Origin of the sequence: Synechocystis sp. FACHB-383 (assembly GCF_014698605.1) — a bacterium.
GTDB classification, from domain to species: Bacteria; Cyanobacteriota; Cyanobacteriia; order Cyanobacteriales; family Microcystaceae; genus Synechocystis; species Synechocystis salina.
This window is the reverse complement of sequence record NZ_JACJTJ010000027.1, coordinates 1-13,101: the sequence shown is the minus strand read 5'-3', so window position 1 is coordinate 13,101 and position 13,101 is coordinate 1. Positions and strand designations below refer to the sequence as shown.

Annotated in this window: 14 protein-coding genes and 1 pseudogene; 7 read left to right on the top strand and 8 right to left on the bottom strand. The window is 47.3% G+C overall.

Annotated elements, in window-relative coordinates; genetic code table 11:
- Positions 1-519: 519 nt before the first annotated feature.
- The 3 genes from H6G45_RS06600 to H6G45_RS06590 form a co-directional block, all read right to left on the bottom strand.
- On the bottom strand, positions 520-2,574 hold the full coding sequence (locus tag H6G45_RS06600; protein ID WP_190597672.1) for an FAD-dependent oxidoreductase: 2,055 nt from the start codon (positions 2,572-2,574) through the stop codon (positions 520-522).
- Positions 2,575-2,670: 96 nt separating this feature from the next.
- Positions 2,671-3,222, bottom strand: coding sequence for a DUF2808 domain-containing protein (locus H6G45_RS06595; protein ID WP_190597671.1), 552 nt, complete (start codon positions 3,220-3,222; stop codon positions 2,671-2,673).
- Positions 3,223-3,504: 282 nt separating this feature from the next.
- A complete protein-coding gene (locus H6G45_RS06590) occupies positions 3,505-4,506 on the bottom strand; it encodes a ribose-phosphate pyrophosphokinase (protein WP_190597670.1) in 1,002 nt (333 codons plus the stop codon).
- A gap of 174 nt (positions 4,507-4,680) precedes the next feature.
- On the opposite strand from H6G45_RS06590, the gene bioD reads away from it, so the two are divergent.
- Positions 4,681-5,394 (top strand): dethiobiotin synthase, encoded by a 714-nt coding sequence (bioD, locus tag H6G45_RS06585; protein ID WP_190597669.1) that lies wholly within the window; start codon positions 4,681-4,683, stop codon positions 5,392-5,394.
- A gap of 179 nt (positions 5,395-5,573) precedes the next feature.
- Here bioD and H6G45_RS06580 read toward each other — a convergent pair whose 3' ends face one another.
- Positions 5,574-6,260 (bottom strand): response regulator transcription factor, encoded by a 687-nt coding sequence (locus H6G45_RS06580; RefSeq protein WP_190597668.1) that lies wholly within the window; start codon positions 6,258-6,260, stop codon positions 5,574-5,576.
- Positions 6,261-6,534: 274 nt separating this feature from the next.
- Between H6G45_RS06580 and H6G45_RS06575 the strand changes: the two genes are divergently transcribed.
- The gene (locus tag H6G45_RS06575) at positions 6,535-6,822 is read left to right on the top strand and encodes a DUF433 domain-containing protein (RefSeq protein WP_190597667.1); all 288 of its coding nucleotides are present in this window, start codon (positions 6,535-6,537) and stop codon (positions 6,820-6,822) included.
- 118 nt (positions 6,823-6,940) lie between these two features.
- Here the strand turns inward: H6G45_RS06575 and H6G45_RS06570 are convergent, their stop codons facing one another.
- Positions 6,941-7,378 (bottom strand): PIN domain-containing protein, encoded by a 438-nt coding sequence (locus tag H6G45_RS06570; protein WP_190597666.1) that lies wholly within the window; start codon positions 7,376-7,378, stop codon positions 6,941-6,943.
- 412 nt (positions 7,379-7,790) lie between these two features.
- Here H6G45_RS06570 and H6G45_RS06565 point away from each other — a divergent pair, with 412 nt between their 5' ends.
- The 3 genes from H6G45_RS06565 (at position 7,791) to H6G45_RS19525 (ending at position 9,596) form a co-directional block, all read left to right on the top strand.
- Entirely contained in the window at positions 7,791-8,339 is a 549-nt protein-coding gene (locus tag H6G45_RS06565; RefSeq protein ID WP_190597665.1) for a hypothetical protein, read from the top strand.
- A 90-nt stretch (positions 8,340-8,429) separates the two neighbouring features.
- Positions 8,430-9,224: a fimbria/pilus periplasmic chaperone gene (locus H6G45_RS06560; protein ID WP_228016717.1), complete on the top strand. Its 795-nt coding sequence runs from the start codon at positions 8,430-8,432 to the stop codon at positions 9,222-9,224.
- A 66-nt stretch (positions 9,225-9,290) separates the two neighbouring features.
- Positions 9,291-9,596, top strand: a complete 306-nt coding sequence (locus H6G45_RS19525) for a hypothetical protein (protein WP_242018079.1) — start codon at positions 9,291-9,293, stop codon at positions 9,594-9,596.
- Between the two features lie 4 nt (positions 9,597-9,600).
- On the opposite strand, the gene H6G45_RS06550 is transcribed toward H6G45_RS19525, so the two are convergent.
- Positions 9,601-10,071 carry a GNAT family N-acetyltransferase gene (locus tag H6G45_RS06550; RefSeq protein WP_190597663.1) on the bottom strand — a complete coding sequence of 157 codons (471 nt, stop codon included), beginning with the start codon at positions 10,069-10,071 and terminating at the stop codon, positions 9,601-9,603.
- 69 nt (positions 10,072-10,140) lie between these two features.
- Between H6G45_RS06550 and H6G45_RS19520 the strand changes: the two are divergent.
- Positions 10,141-10,251 (top strand): annotated as a pseudogene (locus H6G45_RS19520) (IS1 family transposase); the annotation flags it as partial.
- A 478-nt stretch (positions 10,252-10,729) separates the two neighbouring features.
- Here H6G45_RS19520 and H6G45_RS06545 read toward each other — a convergent pair.
- On the bottom strand, positions 10,730-11,674 hold the full coding sequence (locus tag H6G45_RS06545; RefSeq protein ID WP_190597662.1) for a Sll0314/Alr1548 family TPR repeat-containing protein: 945 nt from the start codon (positions 11,672-11,674) through the stop codon (positions 10,730-10,732).
- A gap of 171 nt (positions 11,675-11,845) precedes the next feature.
- Here H6G45_RS06545 and H6G45_RS06540 point away from each other — a divergent pair, with 171 nt between their 5' ends.
- Positions 11,846-12,478: an energy-coupling factor ABC transporter ATP-binding protein gene (locus tag H6G45_RS06540; RefSeq protein ID WP_190597661.1), complete on the top strand. Its 633-nt coding sequence runs from the start codon at positions 11,846-11,848 to the stop codon at positions 12,476-12,478.
- Between the two features lie 99 nt (positions 12,479-12,577).
- On the opposite strand, the gene rpsU is transcribed toward H6G45_RS06540, so the two are convergent.
- Positions 12,578-12,760 (bottom strand): 30S ribosomal protein S21, encoded by a 183-nt coding sequence (gene rpsU, locus H6G45_RS06535; protein WP_010873397.1) that lies wholly within the window; start codon positions 12,758-12,760, stop codon positions 12,578-12,580.
- Between the last annotated feature and the right edge of the window lie 341 nt (positions 12,761-13,101).

Sequence of the window (13,101 nt, the reverse complement as noted above, 5' to 3'; positions counted from 1 at the left end):
CCCTCAACCGGCTATGGCTTCCCGTCGTCAGCACCACCGCCGCCTTTATGCCCTTGAGTTTACTCTCCAGGTCTACTCCTACGAGTCCTCTTAAACTTTTGTCAGTCAATCAGTTTGGGGACATAAGCGATTTGCTATTCTAGTTGATGACATTAGCCATTATGGGAAAAAAAATGGAAAAAATAGTTTATTTATTGCTGATGAAGAACAATATTCAAAGAGACTAAAAGAAGACAGAAAACTGAGAAAGGACAAATGGGAAGTATTCAGGATTAGCAACTGGGAAATAAGAAATGGATTAACGGATGAAATTTTTGACGATCTCAGAGTTTTTATCGGATTTTAATTTGTAATCAAAACCATTCCTTTCAGATTACCAAGAAGCAAAAAGTCTGATCACGAATCTGATAATAGCGTAACCTATCATAATTTTTATTAAAAAAGTTCGCAAATAAAAAGTCGCAACCTTGTTACTCAAATACCCCCTTCCAAATTTTAAATTTTTGTGAAAATTGAGGGTTACTTCCAATTTTCAAAGCTAGTGAAAATAGAAGTATTAGGGAAAGCTGTCGGGTTACCCGTATCTTCAATTTTGCGCCGTAACTGCAACAATTTTGGATTAGCAATTAAAGCAGTTTGGTTCACCAATTGATAGGGTAAATAATCGTTTTGCAACGCATCCGCCGCTACAATACCCGCCGCCGCCCCGGAAGACCACTCAAAGGAATGAACTCGGTAGGCCGCCGCCGCAATGTGACTAGTGGCAATGGTTTTTCCCACCACTAATAAATTATCAATGCGCTGGGGAATCATGGCCCGCAGGGGAATTTGGAACGGATAGGAAGGGGTATGGGCTTGTCGCTCCCCCGGCCGCTCAATGTTACCGGGTTTTTCCACTGGATATTCCAAATAGCAGGGGTGGAAATCAATGTTGTAATGGCCAATGCCCACAGAATCCGGGTACATGGTGGCCCGCTGACGACGCTCCACGGCATCGGGAGCAAGGGTACCATCCAGCACGTCTAAACCATCAATGCCCGCTAGCTCGGCATGTAAACGACGGTAATCCCGGGGAGAAAGATTTTCCCGATAAAAATCGTCCTTAAAGTCCTGGCGGGAAATGTCTGTTTCATTGATTTCAAAACCGTTGGGATAAATAAAATCCGGCCGACCAATAATTCTGCGCCCTTCCCGAATATAGGGAAACTTAGAAAGGCCATGCTCTGTCCCCATGGGACTATCCAGCCCCGTCAGCAAACGGTTATTAGGATTGGGCTTTTTGACGTTGTTCCCTAATTTGGCATCGGTGGTACCCGCCACTAACCAGTGGTAAAAACCCAGGGCAATTTTTTCCCCATTGGCTAGGCTTTCCGTCCGCAGGCCTCCCAACCATCCCCCGGGTTGCAATTGTCCCGTTTTTTGTAGTTGCTCCCTGGTGTAAACAAAATTGTCCCTAGGGGTACCAGGGGTGTAGTCATTACCTGGTAGCCAGTTTTGCATGGAAATTTCCCCTGGCTGGGCGGGACTAACCCCAAAGCGATTTTTCGGTTGATTAGGGGTGGCGGGCTCAAAAATTCCTAGGCCATCTGGACTCCAAATGCGTCGATAGGTAAACAACGCATCGAAATCAAACCGGGATTGATCGTAGCTGTAATAGGGAGTAAATCTTTGGTAAAAATCCGGTTCCGGCTGGGGTTGGGGCTCTGGGGTGGCCTCCATGGCAAAGGTGTAGGTAAAGCCCTGGGTACAGTAAGCAAAACCTTCCACACTCGAGGAAGAAGGGTCTAGGTAGGGGCGGGGATCCACTCCCACCCGATAGGGCACATCAGCCAGGGCAATTAATTCCCCCGTTTCCGTAGCTTCCACCACCAACCATGGGGCCTTTCTACCCTGGTTAGTCTGGGGAGCGGTGAAGTTAATGATGGTTTTGGTTAATTGTTCTGAATCTTCGTAACGGTAACTGTCTTCAATGGTCTGGGACAGCAGTTTGGTATTCAGAGGCGGAGCATTGGGGGCCGGTTGATGCTGAATGGCGATCGCCTGGATGATTTCCTGTCCCTCTTCCCCTGGGGCGGTGGGGGCCAAAACTAATTCTTTAATGACCGTGTTGGGGAACCATTGCAGGGTGCCTTGGCCTTGCTTTTCTGCATCCTCTAGCATTGCCATCAAAATGTCATGGCCATCTTTGGGGAGGAAACAAGCAGAACGGCTTACCCAACATTTGCCTGGATTTTGCACACCGTAGAAATCTTTGATCCGTTGCCTGAGTTCTAGATAGCCCCGGGGATAAAATAGCTTGTCCGTTTGGGTTGGCCGTTCATCGAGGGCAGAGGTGCCCTGGGACGTGAGTTGGCCCCCCACCCAATCCGTTAATTCCGTCATGCAAACGGTTTTTCCGGCCAACAAACCTTCATAGGCCGTGGCTGTACCGGCCAATCCCCCCCCCACCACCAAGATTTCGCACTCCACCGTTTTATCCACCGGCTTAGGAGGGGCCGCTTGACCAGGGGCGATCGGCCAGGAAAAAATTGCCAGAAAAATAGCCGCAACGGTTCGGCGGCAATGGGTAGTCATGGAAATTCTCGCTACTCAATACAGTTGACGAAAACCAGAGCCATTCTCTGGGTAAAGCGTAAAGATAGACAGTTTATACGGATAAAAGGTAAGTAACTAGCGATTGATGCTCACAATCCAAGTGCCCAAATAAACTCGGACAGGGATATCACCCGATACCATGGCATCAGCCACCATATAGTAGGTTCCCAGGCTGGGGTTAGTAACATTGGAAAGGGTAATGGTCACCTGGCTGTTGGGTTCTGCTGGTTCCGCTAGGACAATTTGCAGAAAGCGACTTTCTTTGTCCCAAACTACATCTTCGATGTCAATGTTACCCTGGCGTTTAGTTTCCACCCGGACTTTCTCCACATCGAAAGTACCATCAAAATTTTCGGGGTAGGAAACGTATAAAACCTTTGCCCCCTGGGTCATTTTCTTGGCAGGGATATAGAGTTTGTAGCGGTCCCTTTGGCCAGAACGACCGTTAAATTGTAGGTAGTAATCCAGAATATCGCTACGATTATCCACTCCACTGAAAATAGTGAACCCAGAGTTACCTTGGGCAAAACTGATGGCGGGTAAACCCATTACTAGAACGCCACTCAGGGAGAGGAAGGTAAAGAGTTTTTGGCGGAATTTGAATCGGGAAGATCTGGGCATGGACATGGCTTGGCCTCCGAGGAAATTTGAGATGGAAGTGGGGCATGTTCAGGGGCAATCTGTTTAAGACAACTCAATTGCCAAAATTGCAGAATTTGATAAAACAAACCCCAAGGAAATAGTTAGGCAATAATTGCATCACCCAACTACCAGCATAGCCAAAGACAAGGGTGAACCAAGGCGGCATTAACTGCAAATCGCTTAACCAAGCCTATCATCCAGCCCAAGCTTTGGCCAGCCTAGCTATCCAGCTTTGCCATTGTCCACAAAAAAACTAAAAACCCATTCCTAGCGGAACATACTGCTGACGGAGCTTTCTTCATGGATGCGCCAAATCGCTTCCCCAATTAAATTGGCCACTGAAAGAATAGTCAGTTGGGGAAAATGGTGATCGCCAGGCACAGGAATTGTATTGGTGACAATTACTTCCTCAAACAAACCACCGGAAAGACGATTAATGGCCGGCTCGGAGAAAACGGCATGGGTGGCACAGGCATAGACCTGGCGAGCGCCCTGGGCCCGCAGCAAACGGGAGCCTTCCGACAAAGTACCAGCGGTGTCGATCATGTCATCCACGAGCACGGCGGTTTTGCCGTCCACATCACCGATGAGATTTAATACTTCGGCCACATTATGGCTCTGACGACGCTTATCAATGATGGCTAGGGGAGCGTCGTTTAATTTTTTTGCAAAGGCTCGGGCCCGAGCTACCCCTCCCACGTCCGGGGAAACCACCACTAAGTCGCTTAGTTGCTTACTTTTTAAGTAGTCAATAATGACGGGGGAACCGTACATATGGTCACAGGGAATGTCAAAGTAACCCTGGATCTGGGCAGAGTGGAGGTCCATGGCCAATACCCGTTGGGCACCGGCACCGGTAATAAGGTTAGCGACTAACTTGGCTGAGATGGATTCCCGACCAGCGGTTTTACGATCCGCCCGGGCATAACCGTAATAGGGCAACACCGCAGTGATCTGGCGGGCCGAGGCGCGACGACAGGCATCGATCATGATCAACAATTCCATCAAGTTATCGTTGACCGGATGGCAGCAGGGTTGAATGAGGTAAACGTCACCGCCCCGAATGGACTCCTGGATTTGGATGTAGAGTTCGCCATCGGCAAACCGTTTCCGCAACATGGGGCCGATGTCCATGCCCAAATAACGGGCTACTTCTTGGGATAAAGATGGGTTGGATGATCCGGAAAAAAGACGTAAGCGATTGTTGTCAGATAAGGCAGACAGCATCGATTGACGTGTTAAAGTAGCGATACGGCTCACGGCAGACACTTTACCCCCATGTCAAGGCAGATTACTGGTGTTCCCCCTAGTCTTATGCCCGGAAGCTAACAGAGGGGATTCCGATCCAATCATAGCGGATTCTTCCCTCGCCAATCTCTTTAGGTTTTGCAAAACTTAAATTAACTGCCACTTTCACTTTTCCCCCTCGGTTTTTGCTCCCCCATGTCCCATTCTTTCCGAGCCGTTGACCAAAAAACTTTATTAGTTGTGGGTTGCGATACCGGGGTGGGCAAAACGGTAACTACTTCTGCCCTGGCGGCCTACTGGCAAAAGTATCGTGGCTATGAGTCCTTGGGATTGATGAAGTTAATGCAGACGGGGTTGGGGGATGACGAGCTTTACCAACAACTCTTTAGCCATCTGACCCACTGGGATGTGGTGACGCCGCTAAAATTTACCGCTCCCCTAGCTCCTCCCCTGGCCGCTGATCAGGAAGGGAAAACCATTGATTTAGGGGTAGTCTGGCAGACTCTACAGGCAATGCAACAGAACCATGACCATGTGTTGGTGGAGGCCCTGGGCAGTTTAGGTTCCCCCGTTACCCATGAGCTGACAGTGGCAGATATAGCGGCTCTGTGGCGCTTGGAAACTATTTTGGTGGTGCCGGTGCAACTGGGGTCCATGGGCCAGGCGATCGCCCAGGTAGCATTAGCAAGACAAACTAAGGTGAAACTGAAGGGGCTGGTGCTCAGTTGTGCTAGCCCGGAGGCGGAGGCCAAGGTAGAAGACTGGGCCACTCCAGCTATGTTGGCATCCTTTACCCATTTGCCGGTTTTGGGGATTGTGCCCTATCTAAGCGATTCTGAGCGGGAGAGCTTACCCCATTTAGCGGAGGTAACGGCCGGGTTCGACCTGGAAAAATTAGCCTATTTTTGACATGGGTTAGAGAGCTAAAAAGTCGCGATGAGTTGGTAATCTGTAATGCCGATCGCCGATCTGACCCCAGAAATTATCATTGCTTGGTTTGCAAAGGATGCCCAAAGAAAACGGGAACAGGGAGCAGAAAAGCCGGTGCTGGATTGGTAGGCCCCAAACCATTTCCATCAAAACACTTTCTAAGTTAGGTAGCCTTCCCGTAATCCGGCGATCGCCGCTGAGGTTCTGTCCCTGGCGTTGAGCTTACGCATAATGGTCTGCACATATTCCCGCACCGTGGAGCTGGCTAGATGTAATTCCTGGCCAATTTCGGTGTTGGTTTTGCCTTCCGCCACTAACCGTAAAATCGTCACTTCCCGTTGGGTCAATTCGTCCTTTTGGGCTTTCCGATAATCGGCGATCGCCTGGAGACGACTATCAATGTAGGTTTTGCCCTGGAGTAAGCATTCCACGGCCAAGTTAATTTCCCCATTACCCAAACTAGACTCCAAAAAGATGGCATCGGCCCCCAACTGCTGGGCTTCTTCCACAATGGCCGCATGGTCATTCAACAGTAACAATAAGCACTGCGGCGATCGGGCATGGGCTTTGAGCTGTTTCAACAGGTCTAAACCGGAACCGTCTTCTAACCGTTGGCAAATGATCACCACCGCCGGCTCTGGTTGCTGTTCAAAGTAGGCTAGGGCTTCGCTTTGCAGGGTGAAAATTTTGACTTTCTTCTTGTTTTGCCTGTGGGAGGAAATGCGGGCAACGGTTACGGCAAATAGGCGGGGATACAGGCAGGCAATAACGTTAAAGTGATTCACCAGGAGCTGAAACAGGTCATACCTGGCATTAAAAACGAGGGAATCGGGATCAAATTCCATGGGAGGTTGGGCAACGGCAAGGCATTGAATACCAAAGGATCTTTCCCCGTGACGAAGTGGGACACTAGGGAGACATTCCCTAATCCTGGCATAAGAATGTTGACTTGTTGTTGTCGATGGGCTTGAGTTGGGGTCAAGGTAGAATCGATGGTGTCATATACCAGGGCTATTCTTGTTAAAAGGAGCAACAACGGGATAGCGACAATGGCCGTGAATGCTGGCAGTCTGGTGTTGTTTCTACCGCCGTTGATGTTTTTTTAAAACTATTATCCCCATGAAACTTGAACGGATCACCATTAACCCCAGTCAAATGAATGGTCAACCCTGTATTCGGGGACAGCGTTTGACGGTGAAAAGGGTAATCGATTTACTTGCTACCTATCCAGACCGCCATGAACTCTACCAGGAATTTCCCGAATTGGAAGAGGAGGATATTCGACAGGCTTTGGCCTATGTTTCAGCTTGTTGGGAAGATGCTCGTCGGGCCTCAAACTCTAAAATATCTGTGGCCAACGATTCTACCGTTTCACATTTGAACAGTTCGTCCCGCGTTTTTAAATAATCTCCCTGATCTGATTGCCATCGGGAAAGCAATAAAGCCAGTTTCGATGGGGGAAGTTTCTGTTCCAGAATTAGTAAGGCTTCTTCTACCACATCTTGTTCCTTGGGGATCTTGAGATTCATCGCTCTCCCTCTGTTAATAATAAAATGAAGCTTACTGGATTTAGGGCTTTGACTTTTCCATGATAACGACGGAGCAATCGATCATCACAGGCTAAAAAATAATCACATCCACCCTTTTCTGCGCTGGCCATGTGCAAGGCATCAATGGATTTCACTCCCATTTGCTCTAAGGATTGCCCCCTAGCCACAATCTCTTCATCCATGGGCACATAGCTTTTGGCTAGGGCTAAACACTGCTGTACCCAACGTTGTCTTGGCGGATAGGGATTTTTCTGAGCTTCAAACTCTAAGACTGCCGAGTTGAGCAATTCGACCTCTTCTGTTTCCACCAGTTGCAAAATCATCCTCAGAGCTTGGGTCTCTAAGGCAATCCTTGCCTGGGTTTGATCGTCAAAAATCCGATTCAACACGCTGGTGTCTAGATAAAGTTTCACGGTATGGACTTTTAAACGTTGGTCAATATTGTAAGCGTCAACATCCCGAAGAGGAACAAGGACAGTAACCAGGGCTTGGTTAACACAACTTCACAATCCCCTCCAGAAGAAACCGCAAAGAATTGATGAAAAAGCTATTATTTTGCAGGAAAAAAGCATAATGATCTGGGTTATAGGGGGTATGTGATCCCAGTCACAAGTAGGGAGTGATTAGGCGCAACACTTTTCTTTATTTGTGTAGATTTAGTTACAAAAAATCGTAATTATACGGAGCAGTAGAAAATCGAACTTTAGTGAAAGTCCAGTGTTAGTGCGAATACGCACACATCGCCATTTCCATACAATAAAGGAGTAAAGAAAAAAACAACATTCATTTCCCAAGACCAAGGTCACGGGATGGAGGCGACAAATTATGTTCACTAAATTCAATCAAGTTCTTCTAGCTTCTGGTTTGGTTATTGGTTCCGCTGTAATGTTAAGCCCCGCCGCTTTTGCTAATCCTACCAACTCTGAAGGCGATGGCATTGGTGTTGAAGTTCCTGAAGTTGAACTTTTAACCTGGACTGCAACTAAAACTCCTGGCACCCCCGAAGAATTGACTTTGTACACGGCACTTTCTGAAACCGTTGTTGGTACAGTTAACGTTAAATCTAATGATGCGGCTGGCTTCACCGTAGCAGTTACGTCAGATAATGAAGGTATTCTAAAAACAGGTGATGGAGTTGCTTCCTATCTGCAAATGCCCTATACCCTCTACTACGGACCGAATGGCTCCACCGCCTCTGTCACACTTACTTCGGGAGAGGGAACTGCCGAAACTCCGGCAGCGTTAATTGCTGATTGCGCCTCTTCAACTGGTTGTGATCGTGATGTTGCTATCTCGGTTCTACAATCTAATGTTAACGGAAAAGCTCATGGTATATACAGCGATACTCTTACTTTTACGCTGACTAACAAATAGGCAAATTAAAGATAGTTGGCGCTCGCATCAAATCAAGTTTAAGCTGAAGTTTGACCGAGCGCTTACTATTGTCAACGGAGGGTTAAAATGATGGCTTTTCATCGATATTCTGGATCTACGTTGGTGGCTTTTCTTTGTGGTTTAGCTGGAAGTATAACTTTTAACTTGGCGATGCCAAAGGTAACAGAAGCTTCCCCCTCTTTCCAACTCTCTCCCATGGAAATGCAATTCACTCCAGCTGGTGGTGGTGCAAGTCGTTCTTTTCTGCTTCGTAGCACAGGAACCCAACCTGTAGCAGTACAGGTAAGTGTTGTGGGCCGCCAAATGTCCATCGATGGGATCGAGGAAATGCCTCTGGAAGAGGAAGATTTTGTCATTTATCCTCCCCAGATTATTCTTATGCCCAACCAAGCTCAGGCCGTCAGGGTAGTTTGGGTGGGAGACTCCACTCCTTCTAAGGAACTTCCCTATCGCATTGTGGCTGAACAGGTTCCCATTGATGCCCTAGAGCCAAAAATTGACGAGCCTACCGACACAAGAATTGTCGATATCAAGGTACTTTTTAAGTATGTGGGCACGATCTATGTTACCCCTCCTAATGCCTCTCCCAAAGTGGTTCTAGAAGATGCCGGGCCCTCGACTTCAGAAGATGGTTCTCAGAAGTTAGTACTTAATTTTGAAAATCAAGGAACTGCCCATCAACTACTTAGGGGTTTGACAGTTAATCTAACTTCAGAGGGAAAAACTGTCACTTTAAGTGGGGATGAACAACTGAAGGGAGTCATTGGGGAGAATATGCTAGCCGGCAACAAACGCCGCTTTGTTCTGCCCTGGCCCAAAGAATTACCCGTTGGCCCTGTTACTGCCACCTTTACTACCAATTAATTGCTAGCCGATCGCCGGGAAACATTGTCTATGAGGACTCCCTAGCTTCGGCTTGGAGGTATTTCCATGCGCTTATTTATTGTTTCCCTTAGTCTGGCAATTACCTTGAGTCCTAGCTTAGCCATGGCTGAAACGGTCAATACCACCGTGGCTATCCCCAAGCCGGCCAAAAATTTGGTGCTCAAACCCAACGCCACCGAAGGCTATGCCCAAACTATGCGTGAACCAAGGGCCCCCACCGCTCCAGGGCCAAAGGTTGACCAAATTTCGCCTCCAGCGATCACCTTCCGGGGGAAAGGCATTGATTGCTCCCCTCCTTCGGAAGCCTTTTTCCAACAACAATCATCGGCAAAGGTAACTGAACGAAATTAGCGCATTAGTCACCCATGGGTTTAGAAACACGCAGAATCATACCGATGTGTTCTATGCCATGGTCATCATAGGGATCACCAACCTTTGTAAAACCAAATTCTGCATAAAACTTGGTGAGGTGAGCCTGGGCTGAAATCCGCACATCCGAGTTTGGATACTCCTGCAAGCTTTTCTGGATGCAGGCTTCGACAATTTTTCTGCCAACGCCCATCCCCCTGATGGCTTTACTCGTAAGAACACGGCCAAAAGATGGTTCCGGGTATCTAGTATTAGGAAAATTCAGTCGTGCGTAGGCCACTAATTTTTGATCCTTGGTGCGACCAAACAAGTGCCATGATTGCTTATCCAACTGATCAGGGTCTAAATATAAACATCCCTGCTCCACCACAAACACATCCTGTCGTAGGGCAAGCATTGCGTGCATTTCCTCCCCAGAAATATCACTAAACTGTTGCCAAGACCAATTAATTTCCATGGCGACGCTTTTTGGTAGTGCTTAAGGAGTAAGGATAAAAGCTAAAATTGTGAGCAATGCTAGTCCCTCATGCTTGATTGTCCCAGTTGCCAGTCTATCAAGGTGGTCAAAAATGGTCGCCCCCATAACGGCAAGCAAAATCATAAATGCTGTGACTGCGGTCGCCAGTTTCTAGAACATTCCCAGCAGAAAATTATCTTTCAAGAAACCAAAAATCTCATTGATAGACTTCTTCTCAAAAAGATTCCTTTAGCTGGTATCGCCCGTGTCTGCGATGTTTCAGGGCCTTGGTTATAACAATCTGTCAATCAAAAATACGAAACCCTACTCCAGCAAGTAGAAGTCTCTTCAAAAAAAAGGGCAATTAACGATTCAATGTGATGAGATGTGGTCATTTGTAGGGAATAAACAACAAAAGTATTGAATTTAGCTGGCTCTAGATGTTGAAACCCATGAGATTGTGGGGGACCGTTCTGAAATAGGGGCAAACCAGCTATGGGCATCATTGCCTGGCTTCTATCGTCAGTGCGCTGTAGCTCATACGAATCTTCTGACAAGCCTACAGCAAGGTGTTTCCCAGCAAGAGACATCAGCCAGTGGGAAAAGAAACGGGGAAAATCAACACTATAGGGATAGGATTACAAAATACTCTCCTGCTTTAGAAGCCCTTCAGACTAGGATTTTGGGCTAATTTTTGAATTTCATCTACCACTGCATTGTTTTCATGGTTAAGTTGAACCACCAATGCCCGGGATAGTTGATCCTGCTTTTCTAGGGCCAGTGCGTAGTATTGCTGAGCCTGTTGAAGTTTGCCTAAATCCATACTGCGGCGGCCCTCATTACGCAAAAACTGCCCTTTTAAGTATTGCAATTCAGGATTATCTGGGGTGATGGCCAGCGCCCGGTCAATATTAGCCATGGCAAGGTCATATTTTTCTAAATCTCGATAGGTAGTGGCTAGGGCACGGTAACGAAGATAATCAGGTGCCGCATACTGCTCAAAACGACTAATTACTTGTTCTGATTGGCTGAAGGGGGTATAACGGGACAAGAATAGATCTAAGTAACCCCGCAAAAGATTAAGTTCTGGATCGTTGGGATTAATGGCAGAGGCTTTGTCTAAATGTTCGAATACCGTACCTGTTTTGCCTACAGCTTGTAAATAACTACCCTTTTTAAGCAGATAACTACCCTCTAGAAAATGACCTACAGCAATGTATAGGTTACCCCGTAAGGGATCGCTGGCGGCCAAGCGCTGGGCCGACTCTAGGGTTTGCTGGGCATACTTCCTCATTCCCTCCATATCATTGGCGTCGTAGGCAAAGGAAGCCTGCATGGCATAAACCAACGGCTCATTGGGTTCGACTTGAAGAGCCACAGCTAAAATTTCTTCTGCCCCTCGATAATTCCCATCGCGGAAAATTGCTTCAAAAGCAGCTTCTGTTTGGTCGCCAATGTTATGGGGATTGCTGGGGCGAAAGGGATCCCCTGCCCAAGCGGTGCCACCAACTATCAGGACTCCTAATAGGGATTGGGTAAAGACTTGGGCCCAACGATTACGAATCAAATTCATCGGAGTAAAACGGGTGAGGGAAGCCAACATAGTCGAGTGTATCTACAAGGAGAACAGGAAGGAGCAATGGCAAAACCAAGAAAATTAGGCTAATCAAGCTAAAATTCTAGGAAATTGTGATTGCCATAATATCTAGCTTTTGGCGGAACTGGCAGAGCAAACTATGATCTGCCAGGGAGATTGCGTTTCAATTTTATCCATATGCTGTATTTAAACGACGTTTGCTACCATCCGCCCGCCGCTTTGCATCCCATTCTAAAAGATATCAATTTAGAATTAGCGCCCCAACAACTCGGTTTAATAATTGGCCCTAGTGGCTCTGGTAAAACTACTTTGTTAGAAATTCTTTCTGGTCTAGCGGAACCGACCAGCGGCCATATCCGTTGGCAAACCCAGGAGTTAACGCCTCTGCACCTCCAGCAGTTATGTGGTTTAGTGTTTCAGTTTCCGGAACGTCATTTCTGCGGTGGCACATTGCTAGAGGAATTGCGCTTGGGCCATCCGGAAGTTCCCCGCAGCCGTATTGCAGAAACCCTTCAAGAGGTAGGTCTTGGTCACTGCCCTTGGAATTTGTCGCCCCAGGCCCTTAGTGGTGGTCAACAAAGACGACTCTCTTTAGCAGTGCAATTAATTCGTCAACCTAATATCCTTCTCCTCGATGAACCCACCGCTGGCTTAGATTGGTCGATGCGTCAACAATTGACCAGTCTACTGACTAAATTAAAGGGCCATTGGGGCCTCCTGGTTGTGACTCACGATCCAGGCGAACTAACGGCGATCGCCGATCAATGTTGGCGTTTGGAGAAGGGAAGCCTAACTCCCCAAACCCCCTGAAATATGATTAAGAAAAACAAAAACCCCCTCGGTTATATGAAAACCGAAGAAGTTTCTAGAAGATGAAAGTATATTTATAATCTCAGCATCGACAACTAACTAACGACGGCGGGAACGCTGTCTTCTGCGGGTTGCTTCCTTGCGTTTATGTTTTTCCTGCGGCGTTTCAAAAAATTGATGCTTTTTGAAATCTGTATAGATGCCAGCTTTAGCAACTTGGCGTTTAAAGCGGCGTAGTGCGGATTCAATGGGTTCGTTTTGACCTACAACAACTTGAGTCATCTGAGAGTTTTAAACCTCCTGGGTTAACAACAAAAGGGGGCTAGGGGAATAACTAGCTGAGAATTTCTACAAAGCCAAATTAGGCTTCTACCAATTCTATCATTCCCCTCGCTGACAATCTTCCTCAGCCCACGCCGGAAAACAAATTGCCATCATCACTAAAAATAGAATCTTAAATTTGAGTTTAAGATAGCCAAAAGCCCCCCAAGTAGAATGGGGAGCCTTAAATCAAAGAAAGAGGAACTTGGCATCGGACTATTGTGCCGTGGGGCAACCCCCAGAGTATCGTCGCCGCTATCACATTTCACAACCGAGTGCGGGATGGGATCGGAGTGGTTCCA